Source organism: Desulforhabdus sp. TSK (genome assembly GCF_022836495.1).
Classification (GTDB): Bacteria; Desulfobacterota; Syntrophobacteria; order Syntrophobacterales; family Syntrophobacteraceae; genus Desulforhabdus.
The window spans coordinates 76915-94033 of the sequence record NZ_BQXM01000009.1; the positions used below are offsets into that span (position 1 = coordinate 76915).

A 17119-nucleotide genomic window follows, 5' to 3' on the forward strand; every position below is an offset into this window, starting at 1 on the left:
CCAAAAAGGAGAAGCATAAATGTTCGAATCGCTGCGTATCGGCTTCATTGGAGGAGGAAACATGGGTGAGGCGCTGATGAAAGGGTTGCTTTCGGCCACTTCATTGGAAGCCGGCCAGATCTCCGTTTATGACGTCAGCAAACCCCGTATGAAATACCTCGAAAGCACTTACAAAATACAGCTCAAGCCCAACGCAGGGGAACTGGCGGCCACCTCCGACGTCATCCTCCTGGCCGTGAAGCCCCAGACCATGTCCGCCGTCCTGGGGGACATCCATGATCACTTGGCCCATGCACCCCTCGTGATCTCCATCGCCGCGGGAGTTTCCCTGTCTTTTCTCTCGACAGGCCTGCCCCAGGGGACTCCCATCATCCGCGTGATGCCCAACACTCCCGCCCTGGTACTGCAGGGCGCATCCACTCTGGCCCGCGGAGCAGCCGTAGAGGACAGGCACATGGACATCGGAGTGGCACTCTTTCAGGCAGTGGGCAAGGCCGTCGAGGTCCAGGAATCGTTGATGGATGCTGTCACAGGGCTCAGCGGGAGCGGCCCCGCGTATATTTTACTCGTTATCGAAGGTCTCATCGATGCAGGGGTCCTCATGGGACTCCCCAGGCAGACATCGCGCGATCTGGTCCTCCAGACCATCATGGGCACTGTCCGCATGGTTCAGGAGACCGGCAGCCACCCTGCGGTGTTGAAAGATTTGATCACCTCTCCGGGGGGAACCACGATTCGAGGCTTGCAGGTCCTTGAAGACAGGGGCGTTCGCGGCGCAATCATGGAAGCGGTGGAAGCAGCGACCCTTCGCTCACAGGAGCTTGGAAAAAAATAGCGCTTTTCTCTCACGTCATGAGTGTCTCACCCGGCACTCATGGTCTGTCATCCTGGCCGGAACTTCTGCAACCTCCGGCCTTTTCCCTACTTCTTGAACGATAGGACTTTTCCCGAAGCCTTGTAAGGTTGACCATCTTTCTCGCCCCCTCTCTGGTAGCATTCTACCAGGTCCCCCACCTTGGCCCCGCCGAAATCGTCCAATTTCAATCCCACCTGCTGGCCCCTTCTGCCCTCTTTCACCGGCCTCCTTTCGATCTGGAGGGATTCCAGCTTTCCGCTGTAAACAGGGCCCATGGCCGTGATGAGTCGAAAGTCGCTCCCCACCGCAAACACTCCTTCCGTGACTTCACAACCCAGGATGATCCCATGGCGGTGTGTTTTGAATAGAGCGATGACACGGGCCTTCCCCGTAATTTTTTCTTCAATCTTTCGGGGGAGCATGCTCTGTACAATGCCATGGACGTCTTCAACGAGCTTATAGATGACATCGTACAGCCGCACTTCGACGTCATGATCCTTCAGCCAGCTCTCCAGCCTGGGCATGATGTCGACATCAAACCCCAGAACCAGCTTACTTCCCGATAAAGCCATCAGCAAATCCGACTTGGCAATCGTCCCAATTCCCGCAGAAATGATCCTCACTTCGACTTCCGGGCTCTGAATCTTTTTCAGCGCCGATACAACCGCCTCCGTGCTTCCGTAGGAATCGCACTTGAGGACAATTTCCAGGACCCTTCCCGCAGACCTGCCAGCCGTTGACGGTCCCCCAGGCGGAGTCTTGTCTCCGCTCAATGATTCCATGTGCCGGGCATCTTTTTTACGCATCGCTCATTCCCTCCGCCATGAAAACCTGAACGTTCTCCCCCTACCCGTGCCTTTCCCCATGCAACGATACGACACAATTAAAATAAGGCGGCTTGTCCGGGAGTCCACCGCCAGGACAAGCCGGCAGAGGAATCCGCACCGATTGGGACCGCTTTCGGGCCTTTTTCTTGTCGGAGGTCCTGGGACTGTTCAGTGAGATTACAGCATCAAAAGACCTGTGCGGCGAGCCAGTAGAGGAACATGCCGAAGACGACGGTTCCTCCCAGGGATCGGGTCTTGAGGGCGAAAAGAAAAGCAGGAAGAGCCACAAGGGCCTTGGGGTGGAAAAGATCCAGGCGCCTCACCTCTCCCGTCACGAAGATCTCGGGGAATATGAGGGCGCTCAAAATGGCAACGGGAATGAGGTCCAGCCATTCCACAAACCACTGGGGCAGTTTTCTCTGAGAAAAGAGGAAAAGAGGAAGCCAGCGCGGGAGATAGGTCACGATCCCCATTCCCGCCAGCAGGAAAAGATATTCAGGACCGGGCGTCATAGGGCGTCGGCTTTCGCAGGGTTCGCTTCAACATGAACCCGGCTGTAGCGGCCATCAGGGAAGCAATGATGACGTATGCATTGCCGGGAATCCACAGGGAAAGCATCACAGCAAAGAGGCCTGCCAGGAGAGCGGTGATGCCGTAGATTCGGCCACGCAGTTGGAACACCAGAAGGCAAAGGAACATGGCGACGAGAGCATAATCGATGCCGAAGCTTCCGGCGGGAATGAAATGCCCCCCATAGCCCCCCAGCATGGTGCAGGCGATCCAGGCGAGATTGGAGATGTGATTCACCACCAGGGCGCTGCAGGTGCTCCATTCGCCTTCCCGAAACCGCGTCATGTTGACCGCGAAGCTTTCATCCGTAACGCCATAGGCAAAAAGGGAGAGCAGCCTCCGATCCACCCCCCTGAGAAAAACAGCCAGAGAGGAGCTCATCAGCACGTGACGCAGGTTGACGATGAAGGTCGTGAGGATGATGGAAACGGGGGATGCACCGCTCACCATCATGGAAACGGCAATGAACTGAGCGCTCCCGGCAAAGACCAGGAGAGACATGAGGCCGATTTCAAGGACGCCGAGCCCGGCCTTCTGGGCCAGGACTCCAAAGGCCAGCCCGATGGGTGCGTATCCCAGGCAGATGGGCCAGCCGGCTTTCACCCCCTCAGAGACACACCGCTCCCCTCCCCCACGTCCACAACAGCCGGCGGGATCTGAATTCAACGAAGGCATGAGATGACTCTACCGAGAGGAATATTCCAGGCTCAGATCGATGGCTCGAGCCGAATGAGTCAGCGCTCCACAGCTCACAAAATCGACGCCGGTTTCCCCGATGGCGCGCACCCGATCCAGGGTCACCCCTCCCGAAGCCTCCAGGACAGCCCTCCCCCCGTTCTGAACGACCGCCTCCCTGAGAAGATCGAGGGGGAAATTGTCCAGAAGGACAATGTCGGCGCCTGCACCGAGGGCTTCCGCAAGCTCTTCCAGATTCTCGACTTCGACTTCAATCTTCAGCAGATGACAAGCTTTCCGACGCGCCCGGCGGACCGCTTCCCCGACACTCCCCACGGCCGCAATGTGATTGTCCTTGATGAGGATTCCATCGGATAGCCCAAAGCGATGATTCGTCCCTCCCCCGTGGCGGACGGCCTCCTTTTCCAGCCCCCTCCACAGTGGAGTTGTCTTTCGAGTATCCAGGAGCCTGCACTGGGTTCCCGCCAGGGCATCGACCATCCGCCGCGTCAGGGTGGCCACCCCGCACAAGCGCTGCAGCAGGTTGAGGGCCGTACGTTCCGCGGTCAGCAGGGAACGCACCCGTCCCTGAAGGTGAAAAACGGGAGCACCGGCCTCAATCCTGTCACCTTCCCGGAAGAGGCATTCCACTGCCACCGACGGATCCACCAGTTCGAAAATCCGGCGAAAAACATTGGATCCTGAAAGCACGAAAGGCTCCCGCCCCACCACGTGAGCGCTTCCTTCCAGATCCGGCTCCACAACGGCTTCGCAGGTCACATCCCCATGGCCGAGATCTTCCTGGATGGCCAACTGCAGCAAACTATCCCAATGCTCCATGATCATTCCCCCGCCGCCGCGCTCTCCCGCAGTGTATTGATGATGTCGTAGTGATGGCGGAGCTTCTCCAGCTTCTCTCCGAGACGCGCGCCCTTGTCCCGCTCCTTTTCTATGACATCCTCCGGAGCCTTCCCGAGGAAATCCTCGTTGGAAAGCTTCCTTTGTGTATTCCCGTATTCCTTTTCCAGCTTGGAGATTTCCTTGTGCAGGCGCTTGGACTCACTGTCGAAATCCAGGATGTCTTTCAAAACGACATACACTTCCACATGCTGGGTCACCATGCCGGCCGCAAGGCGAGGTTTGCTCATTTCCCCGACTGCGGCGACCTTGAGGACGGACAGCCGGGCCAGATCGCTCACCATGGCTGCATGCGAAGTCAAAAGGTCCCTTTCGAAATCCCTCTCGCAAAGGCAGACCACTTCCACACGCGTGGCGGGTGGAACATTCATTTCCCCCCGGATATTGCGTATGCCGTTGACCACAGACATGATGACTTCCATCTGCGCTTCGGCGTCGGCATCCAGTCGTTCGGGCTGCAACGGAGGAAAGGATGCCTTCATGATGCTCCCGGACGTCTGGGGCAATTTCTGCCAGATTTCTTCCGTCACAAAGGGCATGACGGGATGCAGCAGAAGCAGGACCTGCTCCAGGACACGCGCCGCGACAGCCTGGGCCAGGGCCTTCACCTCCGGGTCTTCCCCGTAAAAATCCGGCTTGATCATTTCCAGGTACCAGTCACAGTACTCATGCCAGATGAACTGGTAGAGCGATTGGGCGTACTGGTTGAAATGATAATTTTCGATGGCTGCGTCCACCTCCTCGACAACCCGCTGCAGGCGGCTCAATATCCACCGATGCACCAGGCTCGAAGGACCGGCGGGTATCTCCTGAAGCGTCTCCACTCCCTCCAGATTCATGAAGACCAGGCGGCTCGCATTCCATATCTTGTTGATGAAATGCTTGTAGCCTTCGATGCGCTCCTCGGAGAGCTTCACGTCCCTGCCCTGCACGGCGAAAGCCGTCAGAGTGAACCGAAGCGCATCCGTTCCGTATTCATCCATCATCACCAGGGGATCGATGACATTTCCCTTGGATTTGCTCATCTTGTGCCCCTGCGCGTCACGGACAAGCGCATGGACATAGACGTCTTTGAAGGGAACGTCTTTCATGAAATGCAGGCCCATCATCATCATGCGGGCCACCCAGAAAAAGAGGATATCGAACCCCGTCACCAGGATGGAGGTGGGATAGAATTTCTTCAGCTCCGCCGTCTCCTCGGGCCAGCCCAGGGTGGAAAAGGGCCAGAGGCCGGAGCTGAACCAGGTATCCAGGACATCCAGGTCCTGCTCGAGACGGCTGCTGCCGCATTGCGGGCAGCCGGTCGGGTCTTCCATGGAGACCGTCACCTTCCCGCATTCCCGGCAATACCAGGCTGGAATGCGGTGCCCCCACCATATCTGGCGGCTGACGCACCAATCCTCAACATTTTCCAGCCAGATGAAATAATCCTTTTCCCACTTGGCCGGAATGATCCGGGTTTCTCCCCGGCGAACCGCTTCCATGGCCTTCTCTGCCAGGGGTTTTGTGGAAACGAACCACTGCAGGGACTGCATGGGCTCCACGACACTCTTGCACCGATAGCAGTGCCCTACGCGGTTTTTGTAATTTTCTACCTTGACGAGGAAACCGTCCTTTTCCAGGTCCTTGAGAATCTGTTTGCGACAGGCATAGCGATCCAACCCCTCATAAGCACCTGCGGCGGCCGTCATCACCCCGTTTTCGCCGATCACCTGCACCAGTGCCAGGCCATGTTTACGCGACAGCTCAAAGTCGTTGAAGTCGTGTGCAGGGGTCACCTTCAGAGCGCCGGTTCCGAATTCCTGTTCCACGTAGGAATCGCCAATGACCGGAATGAGGCGCTCCATGAGGGGCAGAATGACCTTCTGTCCGATGAAGGCACTGTACCTCGGGTCTTCTGGGTGCACCGCCACCGCTGTATCGCCGAGCATGGTTTCCGGACGCGTCGTGGCCACCACCAGGGCGCCCTTCCCGCTGGCCAGGGGATAACGGATATGATAGAGATGGCTGTCGAGCTCTTCCCCTTCCACTTCGATATTGGCCAAGGCTGTCATGCAGCGGGGGCACCAGTTGATCATGCGCTTTCCGCGGTAGATCAGCCCCTCTTCGTAAAGCTTCACAAATACATGGCGGACCGCCCGGGAAAGGCCTTCATCCATGGTGAAGCGCTCCCGCTGCCAATCGCAGGAAGCCCCCAGGCGCTTCAATTGATTGATGATGATCCCCCCGTATTTTTCCCTCCAGCTCCAGACCTTCTCCAGGAAGGCCTCCCGCCCCAGTTCGTGGCGATTGAGTCCCTCCTGGGCGATTTGCCGCTCCACCACATTCTGCGTCGCTATTCCTGCGTGGTCCGTGCCGGGGACCCACAGCACCTCGAATCCCTTGAGTCGCTTGTACCGGCAAAGGATGTCCTGGATCGTGTCGTTGAGAGCATGCCCTATATGCAGCTGCCCGGTGACATTGGGAGGGGGGATGACAATGCTGAAGGGGGGACGGGAACTTTCAACGTCCGCATGAAAATAGCCATTTTGTTCCCAATGAGTATACCACTCGGATTCAACTTCCTGGAACACGTATGCTTTAGGCAGACTGCCTTCACTCATGTAACTGCTCCCTTATGGCTTGATACTGTAACCGCATGCCGGAATTCCGTGCAGGGGCAAGGATAAGGCCTGCCCTCCGACGCGTCGGGCGCCATCCCGTTCAAACCGGCAGACGGTAGAGGCAATGCCCCTCAAACACAAAACAAAAGAGGCTCTCCGCCTATCCCATCGATTCCTTTTTCATCTTTTCGATTTCTTCGTGGAGGACGGTTCGAACGATATCGGGCAGTCGGGCTTCGACAATCTGGCGCACAGCCTCCAGCAAGCGCGATTCTATCTGAGAGACAAATCCCTCCAGAGCCGGAGCGGCTTCATCCTGCTTTTCGCTCTCAGCCCCTGGAAAGAGCGTAAGAACCTCTCCCCCGGGCTCCTCCGGCGAAGGCGTCAAGGGCTCGTCCCGGAATTTGGCGAAAATATCTTCGTCAAAATCCAGCTGCTCTTCGGGCTCTCGCCCCATCCCGCCAAGCTCTTCCCCGGCAATCGTGTCCTGCAATTTCGCATCGATTTTGTCCCCAAAGGAAAACTCCTTGAAGAGATCCTCCGTCAGAACATCTTCATCCAGGATGTCCTCCTCACTCGAATCATCCTCCATGGACATGACATCGATTTTAGCACCGGATTCAGCATCCAGGAGCTCGGCATAGTCGAGATCCTCGTCGTACGTGTCCCCTGCCGATCCCTGGCCGGACTGACTCGGCACCATGTCCTCCAAATCGATGATCTCATCATCGTCTTCCAGTTCGAGTCCATTCCCGGAATCCTTGGAAGGATCCAATTCACTCTCTTCCAACTCAAAGGGTCGCTTTGACTTTTTCATCAAGAGTCTCTCATGTGTGGGTCAAAAATCTAAACTATAATTGGATTCAATCCGTTACGCCCCCAGGGGACGTAAAAGTATCCTCGGGCTTCAGAGCAAGCTACCGATACCACGCAGAAATTTCCTCTGTCAAGGTAATTGCGGCTATGGTGAGAACCGCAGCCCATAGAATCTCAAAATTCCGGTGCTGAAAATTGTGCTCGCAAAACGGTCGGCTTTGAGCCTGTCAAGGTCCCCCCTCACTCCAGTCCTCCGCCTTGTCTCGCCGAAAGGATGAGGGACATTTTTTAGGATCGCCCCTCGAGGGAGGCACCGCTCTCCGTATGCCAAAGAATCGTGTTGATCGATGCTGTTGAAAGTGGTAGTTTTCCATCCCTGGAGAAAATCATACGACCATGTATCGAAAAACACACTATTATTTGTTCTACAGCCTGATCGTCCTGGGGTTGATTTCTCTCATCGCTGTCCTGGAAACGATTGGCTCAGGCGTTAAAATGAAGCTCATCCAGGAAGGCGGCCCCATCGAGCAGCTTTCGGCCGTTGGCTATTTTATCTGTTTAATGACGCTTTTGTTTTTTAGAATAGGAGACGCCAAAACCCATCTGTCCGTGATGTTTCTTGTGCTCATGTTAGGTTTGAGAGAGCTCGATTTCCACGTTTTGTTCACACCCATGAGCATGGAAAAAATCAAATTTTATTGGAGTCCGGATGTTTCGATCCATTCCAAAGTCGTTGGTGCATCCATCATCCTGTCACTGCTGTTGTGCTGTGCTTATTTAATGAAGAAACACCTTTGGGGCATTATAAAATCCCTCAAGAGACTGGAGCCGGATGCTGTCGGGCTTTTTTTGGGACTTGCATTCATCGGCATCGCCAAGACCCTGGACGGTATGCAGAGAAAACTGGGAGATTTTCATATTACCATTACCCGCAACATGATGGAGCTCACGACTGTGGCGGAGGAAATCCTGGAGCTCGGCATCCCTTATATGTTCATCATCGCTGTCCTGGCGCATCATTACAAATCGTCCCAAAAGATGCAATGACCCACCCTCGAGCCCCGGCAGCGGGCCAACGGTGTTTCTCTGAAAAGTCCCTGCAGGGAGGACACATTTCATCCTTCGTTGTGGCCGAAAGCCCATGGGGGGTTGCCTTAACGTCACCCCGGTGAAAACCGGGGTCCAGAAAGTCTTTATTTTTCTGGATTCCGGCTTTCGCCGGAATGACGAACGTTGGTTGAGTCAACTCCATTGCGGCAGCGGGGCTGCCGGTGGAAGGTCGCTCCCCCGCTTTTTTCTCATTGACCGAACTGTTCTCTATTGGGTAAGAATAGCGGGTCATGGGCTTAACACTATACCGCTACCTTTTGAAAGAACAGTTTCTCCCCCTGAGCATCTGCCTGTTGGGTCTGAGCTTCGTTCTCGTCACCGGACGGCTGCTGCAGCTCACCCGCTACCTCTTCACCTCCTCCGTAACCGCGCTGGACCTGGTCGAGCTGATGGCGCTGGCCATGCCCAAGCTGCTGACCTATACCCTTCCCATGGCCACCCTCATGGGCGTGCTGCTGGCTTTCGTGAGGCTGAACAGCGACAATGAGCTCATCGCTCTTCGCACTGCGGGAATCAGCTTCAATCAATTTTTTCCTGCTGTCTTCATCATTCTTCTGCTCACCACCTCGCTGTCCCTCTTCAACTCTTTCACCATCGTACCCGCTTCTAACAAATCCTTTGAAATTAAGCTCAAATCCCTGGGCCGAGCCAGCCTCCCTCTGCTCCTGCGGGAAGGGGTCTTCATCGATGCCATCCCGGACCTTGTCTTCTTTTTCCGCAATGTCGATGCCTCCAATTTGACGATCGAGGGAATCCTGGTACAAGACCAAAGAGAGCCCAAAGTCCGCATGACCATCGTCGCCGAGCATGCTCGCATCATGTATCAGAAAAATTCCAGCCAGATCGCTTTCAAAATCTCCAGCGGCATCATCACCCGCGTTCCCGACAACCTGCAGGATGCTCAAGCCGTTTCCTTCCGCACCTATGACCTCGTGCTGTCCCTGGATGAGCTCTTCGCCTCTTCCGCTGAAGATTCCAAGGACAGGACACAAATGACTTTTCGTGAAATCCTCCAAAAAATCCAGCAAACGGGTCCTGAACAAGAGGCGCGGTATGTGATGGAACTGCATCAGCGCATCGCGCTTCCCCTGGGATGCTTCATGCTGGGGTTGGTGGCCCCTCCCCTGGGCGCCCTGTTCCGGCAGAAGGGGCGCATGACGGGAGTGACCCTGGGAATCGGAATCTTCCTGGCGTATTATGTAGTCCTATCAGCGGGCACCGGGATGAGCAAAAACGGAATCCTTCCGCCATCCCTTGCCGTCTGGATGCCCAACCTTCTCGTATTGTGCGTCGCTTCCTATCTCTGGAGGAAGCTGCAGCACGAATCTCCGTTCCCCCTGGCGGCCTGGGCGAGCTCTACCTGGAATCGACTGTCGCTCACCGGGTGGAAATCCCTCCGTTCGCGGGGAGCGAGCAGAGAGCGCAAGTCCTGAAATGAATATCATCTCCCGCTACATCGTTCGGCAATTTCTGCCCATTTTCACCCTCGCTCTCGTTACGTTTCTGGCGCTTTATCTCATCATCGATTTTTTCGAGAAAATCGACAACATGATGGCGAAAAACGTCTCCGCTTCTCATATTGCAGCTTATTTTCTCTATAAAATTCCTTCCATTGTCACTCAAGGCATCCCCATGGCCTCCCTCCTGGCGACGCTGATTGCCCTGGGGATTCTGAAGCGCAACCGGGAGCTGACGGCCCTCGAAGCTGCTGGAATCAATCCCACAAAGTATATTACTCCGATTGTGGCGTGTACTCTTCTTCTCTCTTTCATCCACTTCGGATTGAGCGAGACCGTCTCCCGACCCATGAATCAAAAGTCCCAAAAGATCTGGCAGCAGGAAGTACGTCAAAACAAGGCATCCATGTCCTATATACAGGAGAATGTATGGTACCGTGGCAAGGGCGTGATTTACCAGATTCACCTCTACGACCGCATACAGAAGACCATGGAAAAAGTCACTCTCTTCTACCTGGACTCGCAGTTTCGTCTCACGGAGAGGTTGGATGCCATGCGGTTTCGGTGGGAAAACCAGCGCTGGATGGCCGAAGACGGCCTCCTGCTCCGTTTTGAGGGGGACGAGACAGTGCAGGAACAGTTTCAACAACGGGCACTGGACCTGAAGGAAACCCCTCAGGATTTTGAAGGACTCGAGACCATGCCCGAGGAGCTCAACTGGGGAGACTTGTACAAATATTCGAAGCGGATTCGTTTGGAAGGCTACAACTCGACCCCTTATGAAGTCGAGCTCCACATGCGCCTGGCTTTCCCCCTGACGACTCTCATTCTGGCCCTGTTAGGTATCACCATCGCCATGCGCCAGGGAATGCACGCCGGCATTACCCTCAGTGTGGGGATAGCCCTGATTGTGGCATTTCTTTATCTCACCGTACTGCAGCTCGGCAGCGGGCTGGCCACAGCATCCATCCTGCCCCCTGCACTGGGCGTGTGGGCTTCCAATGTCATTTTTACATGCTTTACGGTCTACCTGTGGATGACGAAGCGCTGATCATGAGAGATGCCCTCCATCAAGGCGCATCTCTCATGATCAGCGTATCCGCAGGACTCTCCACACCACGATTCTTTCACATGGCTATGTGGGAAGCCGTGTTTCAAGAGCCATGGCGATTTTCTTTTTCAGCTCGGTCAGATCGAAGCTTTTCACCACATAGAAATCAGCAGCAATGGACTTCGTATCTTCTTTGAAAGTGTCATAGGCCGTGGATAGAATCACCGGCAGGTCATAGAAGTGATTGCGCAGGTCCTGTAGAATATCGAGGCCATTGTAATCGACCATTTTGATATCCAGGATCACGAGGTCCGGCTTCTCGTCCTCGATGCGCTCCATCAATTTATATCCGTTTTCGGCCGTGATTACTTCGTACCCGGCCTCCTTCAGTTCTTCCGAATAAAGCAGCCGAATGTGCTCTTCATCATCGACAACCAGAATCTTAGGCATTCCTTAACCTCCCTGCTGGTCTCATCAATCCCAGGTTTTCACGAGATAGGGTTTGTTTTCTTCAAAAATCATGCATTCGTTCTCGATGTATTCCTCAGCCTGCTGCTGAGACATCCGTTCCGTCTTCTTGACGAAGGAGAGTACCTTTCCCAGGTACAATGGCAACAGTGAATCCAGAACTCTTTCCTTCTCCGACGCCTCCGCACGATGATAAGCCACGGCAGCGTCGAACAAAATACGGGCCCATGTCTGTGTAGGAAAAGAAAAATGCTGTAGTCCGAGGCTTCTTATTTCCTGCAGCTTGGGGCAGACCGTCTGGTCATAGACGTGCTGCCACAGATCGCTGTATTTATCGAACCCCTGCAAAAATTTCTCATGGAGCTTCTCCATGTTGACCTCAACGGGCAGGGGAGTCTCCACATCATGGGCGTCCGTTCCATACAATGCGGTGGGCTTGCTCCACTTTACCTGCTTCCAAAAGTCCGCGTACACATCCATCATATCGAAGATGGTTCCGACGATCTGACGAAAAAGAACCGACATGTGGGCATAAGGGTCTTTCAGTCGATGCACCTTCGGAGAGCCGATAATGGACTGGCAAATGGGCAATCGCGAGTGCAGTGCAATGGTCGTCATCCATATGTCGATACCAAATTGCTGCACGGATTCGGTCCAGACGGGAAGATCCAGAAAGGCATTGACCAGCTTCCCGCTGAAGCCGAAATCCCCCACATCAGGTTGGCGAACCCTCCGCCCGTAAAGGCATCGTATGAGAGGATATATGATGGAACTGGTCAGAGTCAGTTCATATTTATGACGCACATACAGGGGGCATACATAGCCCGCTCCCTTCAGCAGAGGCTCCCCGAGATTCTTGATCCAATATGGGGCCAGATTCTTGATATCCGCCTCAATGACAACGGTGGCCTGCGCCTGCAGGTCACGAACCTTTTCAAAAAGGTTTCGCAGATTATTCCCCTTCCCTTGAAGATTGGAGGGGGTGGAAAGATAGATCTTGGGAATTTCACCCGGAGCAGCAAAAAAGGCTTCTTTCGTTCCATCTCCTGAATGGTTGTCGCAATTGATGAGCACACATTTCAGATGCCCGAAGAATTCTGTCAGGCTCCTGGCCGCAAGCTCCGCCGTTCGCCCGATGGCTTCTGCTTCATTGAAGGAGGGGATCGCCACCACCATATCCGCCTGGGTGATTTGATGGGGATTTTCTTCATAATATGGCATAAAGGTGTCTCCTGATCTACTTCTTGGATGTTTCCCCGCTGTCTTTCAGATACTTGAAAATATCAGCATCTGTGCTCAGGATGAAAGAACTTTTAGCGTTGTCAAAATTTCTGTAGGCCTCGAGCGTTCGATAAAATTCATAGAAGCCTGGATTTTTCTGAAATGCCGCAGCATAGATGCGCGTTGCCTCGGCGTCGGCCTTACCGCGGATCTCCTGGGAGGTTCGGAAGGCTTCGGATGTGATCTTCGCAAGCTCCTTCTCCATTTGCCCCAGGATGGCCGCCCTTTCCCCTTCCCCCTGTGAACGATATTGCGCCGCAATACGCTTCCGCTCCGAGATCATCCGATCGAATACTTTTTGCTGAACCGTGTCCACGTAATTGATCCGCTTGATGCGGATATCCATGAGCTCGATTCCGTATTCGGGGAGGAGACGTGACGCTTCCGCCACCATTTCACGGGTGATTTTTTCACGCCCCTTCGTCAATCGGTCCGGGATCTCCTCCGTCTGCCCTCCCCCTGCCTGGATGCTAAACAATGCAAAATCCGGCCCTCCCGCTTCCACGAGACTTTGCCTGGCATCTTCCCATCCCTCGCTTCGTACCAGCTCCACCAGTTCATTGTTGGAGACATAGTCCCGCACAACGGAATCAATGATTCCCGTCAGCCGGCTGAGTGCCGTATCGACACTGCCCACGCGTTGGAGAAACAAAAGAGGGTCCTTGATGCGCCAGCGAGCAGTAGTATCGACCCAGATGTATTTCTTGTCCCGGGTTGGGATTTGATTGGGGTTTCCATCCCACTTCATGACTCGCTTTTCAAAAAAATTCGCTCTCTGAATCAGAGGGATTTTAAAATGCATCCCCGCCTGGCTGATGGGCTCTCCCACAGGTCTTCCCAGTTGGGTGATGACCACCTGCTCCGTCTCGCTGACAATGAAAAGGGAATTTGCCGCAAAGATTCCCAAAAAAATGACGACCACCGGCAAGTACCGGATTCCCTGTGGAATCATCTTTTCTCCTCGCTCTGCAGGGCCTCGGATCGCGAAGGATTATTGCTCTGAAGCCTGCCCGCGCCAGGGCTCTCGGCATTGGAGGAAGACCTGCCCACGTCAAGCCAGGGCAGAAGGTTCCGCTGGCTTTCATCCATGACGTAGAGGTGCCCCACCTTCCCCATGAGGTTCTCCAGCGCATCGATATACATCCGTCGACGCGTCACATCCGGAGCTTTTTCGTACTCTGTCAGGATATCTCCAAATCGCTGCACTTCACCCTGGGAACGATTGACGCGCTCCAAAGCGTAGCCTTCCGCCTGGTTGATGGTCTGCCGCGCTTCCCCCACAGCCTTGGGTATTTTTTGATTATAAGCCTCCTGAGCTTCGTTGATCATGCGCTCCTTTTCCTGCTGTGCCTCGTTGACTTCATTGAAAGCAGCCTTGACGGGGTTGGGGGGATTTGCATTCTGAAGCTGCACTGTGACGATCTTGAGACCGGTTTTGTACTGATCGATGATATGCTGAATTTCCGCCCTGCATTTCTCGGCAATGGAAGCCCTCCCAACAGTAAGGACTTCATCGGAATAACGGTTCCCCACAATGCGCCGCATGACCGATTCCGAAATGTCGTCCAGTGTCAATTCTACATCCTGCACCTGAAACAGATAGGCTTTGGGGTCTTCAATCTTGTACTGGATGGTCCACTGCAGATCCACGACATTCAAGTCGCCACTCAGCATGGTGGATTCTTCTTCATACCCCTTCGATGAGAACTTCGTCTGGACTCCCGGCTGGGTCGTCCGATAGCCGTATTCGCGCTGAAGCACCCGCCCGGTGACGACTTTTCTCACCGTCTCGATCCCGAAAGGAATCTTGAAGTGCAAGCCATTGTCAGCGGTCTTGACGAATTTCCCGAAGCGTTGAACGACGGCTGTTTCCTGAGGCTCGACGATGTAATAAGAGTTGGAAGCGACAAAAAGGATCAAAAGCACGAGAGCGATCAAGCCCACCGGCCCCTTGGAGAATGAAGAAAACTTGAACCGGTCCTTCAGTCCCCTGAATATCTCCTCCAAATCTTTGAAATCACCCGGCCCTGGGCCTCTACGAGGCGGCCTTTCCCAATCCATTGAACCTCCTTTGGAGCAAGATTGAATACCTTCTCATACCCTTACAATCCGCATTCCCCTCTGTCATTGGATGAAGCGGGAAGACCCGACCAGCCTGTCAGCAAATCATTCCTGGCGCCATCCCCCTCAAGTTCCTGACGAGGCGCCTCCTTTTCAACAACCTGGGTTCCCGCCGGAAGCATGCGGGAATGACAGTATCGGGCTCATTCGGGGATCATGACAGGAAACTGACTTCCTCATTTTTGGACACGCACTCAGGCAGGTCATCCCCCCGTTCCTCCGGGGAATCCACACAGACCCTTCCCAAAATTGAATACAGGATGTCGTCACGATGATCGAGATTTGGAAGGAATCAGCGCTCCTTCATCGCTCCCGCCAACACGTCAAGCTAATTTCTTTGAATTTAGAACGGAATACCATTTTTCACAAATGCCATGAGCTCCCATCCTAATGACACCTTAGATTATTGTCAAGATTATCCGATTTGCTCCAACCCTCAGCAAATGCCCTGCAGCGGCTTTTTAAGGTTAGGTATTGCGTTCTTCTCACCAAGAGAGGTATAAATCACCGTGGAGCCTTTGATGGATCGTTTTCACATCAAAGCAGGGGAATACAAGCTTTTTGGACCATGGTTTGCACCGGGGTGACGTCAAGTCAGCACAATTGAGCGCGAGACATGACCCAGGGTGCGCCTCGCAGAGGGATTACCTGCGGCACGAATTAGAGAAACAAGGAGAAAACATGTCCACCAGCCTCTTCAAAAATATCGCGTTCTGCACGGACTTTTCAGAAAATGCGGATGAGGCTTTTTTGACGGCCTTGGATCTGGCATGGCACTATGGAGCAACCCTTCATATCGTTCATGCAATGGTGAATTTTTCGGTATCGCCTCCCATTCATTCGACTTATATGCCCATCGAATATGATCCGGGGTTCATCGAACAGGTGACGGAGGCAGCCAAAAGCTCCATTCAAGAACGATACGTCAGCAAATTGAAGGAGAAGCAGCCTTACGCCGTTCACCTTCTTTCGGGATACGCTTCCACGGAAATCCTGCGCATCGTCGAAGAAAAGGACATCGATCTCATCGTCATGGGCTCACACGGTCTGACAGGTCTCGCTCACGTTCTTTTTGGAAGCACGGCTGACCGCGTTGTACGAAAGGCCGCGTGCTCCGTTCTCACCGTCCGGCTGCGGCCCAGGAATGATTGAGGGTTTTCTCCCAAAGGCAACGACATCGAGTAAGGAGTCCTCATTTCCATGAGCATGAAAAAGCCCATTCTTGTCACCGGAGCCGCCGGTTTTATTGGATATCACCTCTCCATGCGCTTACTGAACGATGGGCACACGGTCGTAGGCTTGGACAACCTGAACGACTATTACGATGTCGACTTGAAGAAGGAGCGCCTCAAAAGGCTCCGGGAGTCCACCCGTTTCCAGTTCCACAAACTGGATCTGCAAGACCGCAGCGGCGTAGAAGCCCTGTTCAGGGACTGTTCATTCGGCGTTGTGGTCAACCTGGCCGCTCAGGCCGGCGTGAGGTATTCACTGACCAATCCTCATGCCTACATCGATTCGAATCTGTCCGGTTTCACTAACATTTTGGAGGGATGCCGTCATCATGGCGTAGCCCACCTGGTTTTCGCCTCCTCCAGCTCCGTTTATGGCGCCAACACCAACATGCCCTTTTCCGTGCACCACAACGTGGACCACCCGGTCTCTCTATATGCAGCCACCAAAAAAGCCAATGAACTGATGGCCCACACCTACTCACACCTGTACGGTCTCCCCTGCACCGGGCTGCGCTTTTTTACGGTGTACGGTCCCTGGGGCCGCCCCGATATGGCGCTCTTTCTCTTCACCCGGGCCATCCTGGAAGGTGCTCCCATCAAGGTCTTCAACCAGGGAAAGATGATGCGGGATTTCACATACATCGACGACATCATCGAAGGGGTTGTTCGAGTCATGAAAAAACCCCCTCGGCCCGATGCCTCCTGGAGCGGCGATGCACCCGATCCGGGGACGAGCTATACCCCATACCGCATTTACAACATCGGCAACAACAAGCCCGTCGAGCTCATGGACTTCATTGCGGCCATCGAAAGCTGCCTGGGAATCCAGGCGGAAAAAGAGATGCTCCCCCTCCAACCGGGGGATGTGCCTGCTACATACGCCGACATCGAGGATCTCGAACGGGATTTCGGGTTCCACCCCAAAACTTCGATACAGGAAGGAATCGCCCGTTTCGTGGAGTGGTACCGCAGCTATTACGCCAAATCCCGTTGAGTATTCAAGCTACACTTGTTCAGCGTGAAAAGTTCCCTTTCTTGACTCACGCAGAGACGCTGAGGCGCGGAGGGCGCAGGGAAAGGCAAGCGGCAATAGGCTCTGCGCCCTCTGCGGCTCCGCGTGAAAATGAGGTTGTT

At 54.4% G+C, this 17119-nt stretch carries 16 protein-coding genes; 6 read left to right on the plus strand and 10 right to left on the minus strand.

Annotation, left to right across the window (positions count from 1 at the left end):
• Positions 1-19: 19 nt before the first annotated feature.
• Positions 20-835 (plus strand): pyrroline-5-carboxylate reductase, encoded by an 816-nt coding sequence (proC, locus tag MWC30_RS07355; RefSeq protein ID WP_244083515.1) that lies wholly within the window; start codon positions 20-22, stop codon positions 833-835.
• 86 nt (positions 836-921) lie between these two features.
• Here proC and MWC30_RS07360 read toward each other — a convergent pair whose 3' ends face one another.
• From MWC30_RS07360 to MWC30_RS07385, 6 genes are all read right to left on the minus strand, one after another.
• Positions 922-1662 carry a hypothetical protein gene (locus tag MWC30_RS07360; RefSeq protein WP_244083516.1) on the minus strand — a complete coding sequence of 247 codons (741 nt, stop codon included), beginning with the start codon at positions 1660-1662 and terminating at the stop codon, positions 922-924.
• Between the two features lie 206 nt (positions 1663-1868).
• The gene (locus MWC30_RS07365) at positions 1869-2195 is read right to left on the minus strand and encodes an AzlD domain-containing protein (RefSeq protein ID WP_244083517.1); all 327 of its coding nucleotides are present in this window, start codon (positions 2193-2195) and stop codon (positions 1869-1871) included.
• Positions 2179-2928, minus strand: a complete 750-nt coding sequence (locus MWC30_RS07370; protein ID WP_244083518.1) for an AzlC family ABC transporter permease — start codon at positions 2926-2928, stop codon at positions 2179-2181. Before MWC30_RS07370 ends, MWC30_RS07365 begins: the two co-directional genes overlap by 17 nt.
• 9 nt (positions 2929-2937) lie before the next feature.
• Positions 2938-3768: a carboxylating nicotinate-nucleotide diphosphorylase gene (nadC, locus tag MWC30_RS07375; protein WP_244083519.1), complete on the minus strand. Its 831-nt coding sequence runs from the start codon at positions 3766-3768 to the stop codon at positions 2938-2940.
• Positions 3769-3770: 2 nt separating this feature from the next.
• Positions 3771-6449, minus strand: coding sequence for a valine--tRNA ligase (locus tag MWC30_RS07380; RefSeq protein ID WP_244083520.1), 2679 nt, complete (start codon positions 6447-6449; stop codon positions 3771-3773).
• A gap of 160 nt (positions 6450-6609) precedes the next feature.
• Positions 6610-7266, minus strand: coding sequence for a hypothetical protein (locus MWC30_RS07385; protein ID WP_244083521.1), 657 nt, complete (start codon positions 7264-7266; stop codon positions 6610-6612).
• Positions 7267-7661: 395 nt separating this feature from the next.
• Here MWC30_RS07385 and MWC30_RS07390 point away from each other — a divergent pair, with 395 nt between their 5' ends.
• The 3 genes from MWC30_RS07390 to lptG all read left to right on the plus strand — a co-directional run bounded on the left by MWC30_RS07390 (position 7662) and on the right by lptG (position 10883).
• Positions 7662-8312 (plus strand): hypothetical protein, encoded by a 651-nt coding sequence (locus tag MWC30_RS07390; RefSeq protein WP_244083522.1) that lies wholly within the window; start codon positions 7662-7664, stop codon positions 8310-8312.
• 293 nt (positions 8313-8605) lie between these two features.
• Entirely contained in the window at positions 8606-9808 is a 1203-nt protein-coding gene (locus MWC30_RS07395) for an LptF/LptG family permease (RefSeq protein ID WP_244083523.1), read from the plus strand.
• Between the two features lies 1 nt (position 9809).
• On the plus strand, positions 9810-10883 hold the full coding sequence (gene lptG / locus MWC30_RS07400) for an LPS export ABC transporter permease LptG (protein ID WP_244083524.1): 1074 nt from the start codon (positions 9810-9812) through the stop codon (positions 10881-10883).
• Positions 10884-10967: 84 nt separating this feature from the next.
• On the opposite strand, the gene MWC30_RS07405 is transcribed toward lptG, so the two are convergent.
• The 4 genes from MWC30_RS07405 to hflK are packed head-to-tail and all read right to left on the minus strand — an operon-like array spanning position 10968 to position 14693.
• The gene (locus MWC30_RS07405; RefSeq protein ID WP_244083525.1) at positions 10968-11333 is read right to left on the minus strand and encodes a response regulator; all 366 of its coding nucleotides are present in this window, start codon (positions 11331-11333) and stop codon (positions 10968-10970) included.
• A 24-nt stretch (positions 11334-11357) separates the two neighbouring features.
• Entirely contained in the window at positions 11358-12572 is a 1215-nt protein-coding gene (locus MWC30_RS07410; protein WP_244083526.1) for a glycosyltransferase, read from the minus strand.
• Between the two features lie 16 nt (positions 12573-12588).
• Positions 12589-13584 carry a protease modulator HflC gene (hflC, locus tag MWC30_RS07415; RefSeq protein WP_244083527.1) on the minus strand — a complete coding sequence of 332 codons (996 nt, stop codon included), beginning with the start codon at positions 13582-13584 and terminating at the stop codon, positions 12589-12591.
• Positions 13581-14693, minus strand: coding sequence for an FtsH protease activity modulator HflK (gene hflK, locus MWC30_RS07420; protein WP_244083528.1), 1113 nt, complete (start codon positions 14691-14693; stop codon positions 13581-13583). Before hflK ends, hflC begins: the two co-directional genes overlap by 4 nt.
• A 741-nt stretch (positions 14694-15434) precedes the next feature.
• Here hflK and MWC30_RS07425 point away from each other — a divergent pair.
• Together MWC30_RS07425 and MWC30_RS07430 are read left to right on the plus strand one after the other, a co-directional pair.
• Positions 15435-15905, plus strand: coding sequence for a universal stress protein (locus MWC30_RS07425; RefSeq protein WP_244083529.1), 471 nt, complete (start codon positions 15435-15437; stop codon positions 15903-15905).
• Between the two features lie 54 nt (positions 15906-15959).
• Positions 15960-16979 carry an NAD-dependent epimerase gene (locus MWC30_RS07430; protein WP_368860817.1) on the plus strand — a complete coding sequence of 340 codons (1020 nt, stop codon included), beginning with the start codon at positions 15960-15962 and terminating at the stop codon, positions 16977-16979.
• Positions 16980-17119: the final 140 nt, after the last annotated feature.

Bases quoted from the DNA above. Each gene is read 5' to 3' on its own strand.
- proC (WP_244083515.1), top strand. From the start codon at position 20: ATGTTCGAATCGCTGCGTATCGGCTTCATTGGAGGAGGAAACATGGGT.
- MWC30_RS07360 (WP_244083516.1), bottom strand. From the start codon at position 1,662: ATGCGTAAAAAAGATGCCCGGCACATGGAATCATTGAGCGGAGACAAG.
- MWC30_RS07365 (WP_244083517.1), bottom strand. From the start codon at position 2,195: ATGACGCCCGGTCCTGAATATCTTTTCCTGCTGGCGGGAATGGGGATC.
- MWC30_RS07370 (WP_244083518.1), bottom strand. From the start codon at position 2,928: ATGCCTTCGTTGAATTCAGATCCCGCCGGCTGTTGTGGACGTGGGGGA.
- nadC (WP_244083519.1), bottom strand. From the start codon at position 3,768: ATGGAGCATTGGGATAGTTTGCTGCAGTTGGCCATCCAGGAAGATCTC.
- MWC30_RS07380 (WP_244083520.1), bottom strand. From the start codon at position 6,449: ATGAGTGAAGGCAGTCTGCCTAAAGCATACGTGTTCCAGGAAGTTGAA.
- MWC30_RS07385 (WP_244083521.1), bottom strand. From the start codon at position 7,266: ATGAAAAAGTCAAAGCGACCCTTTGAGTTGGAAGAGAGTGAATTGGAT.
- MWC30_RS07390 (WP_244083522.1), top strand. From the start codon at position 7,662: ATGTATCGAAAAACACACTATTATTTGTTCTACAGCCTGATCGTCCTG.
- MWC30_RS07395 (WP_244083523.1), top strand. From the start codon at position 8,606: ATGGGCTTAACACTATACCGCTACCTTTTGAAAGAACAGTTTCTCCCC.
- lptG (WP_244083524.1), top strand. From the start codon at position 9,810: ATGAATATCATCTCCCGCTACATCGTTCGGCAATTTCTGCCCATTTTC.
- MWC30_RS07405 (WP_244083525.1), bottom strand. From the start codon at position 11,333: ATGCCTAAGATTCTGGTTGTCGATGATGAAGAGCACATTCGGCTGCTT.
- MWC30_RS07410 (WP_244083526.1), bottom strand. From the start codon at position 12,572: ATGCCATATTATGAAGAAAATCCCCATCAAATCACCCAGGCGGATATG.
- hflC (WP_244083527.1), bottom strand. From the start codon at position 13,584: ATGATTCCACAGGGAATCCGGTACTTGCCGGTGGTCGTCATTTTTTTG.
- hflK (WP_244083528.1), bottom strand. From the start codon at position 14,693: ATGGATTGGGAAAGGCCGCCTCGTAGAGGCCCAGGGCCGGGTGATTTC.
- MWC30_RS07425 (WP_244083529.1), top strand. From the start codon at position 15,435: ATGTCCACCAGCCTCTTCAAAAATATCGCGTTCTGCACGGACTTTTCA.
- MWC30_RS07430 (WP_368860817.1), top strand. From the start codon at position 15,960: ATGAAAAAGCCCATTCTTGTCACCGGAGCCGCCGGTTTTATTGGATAT.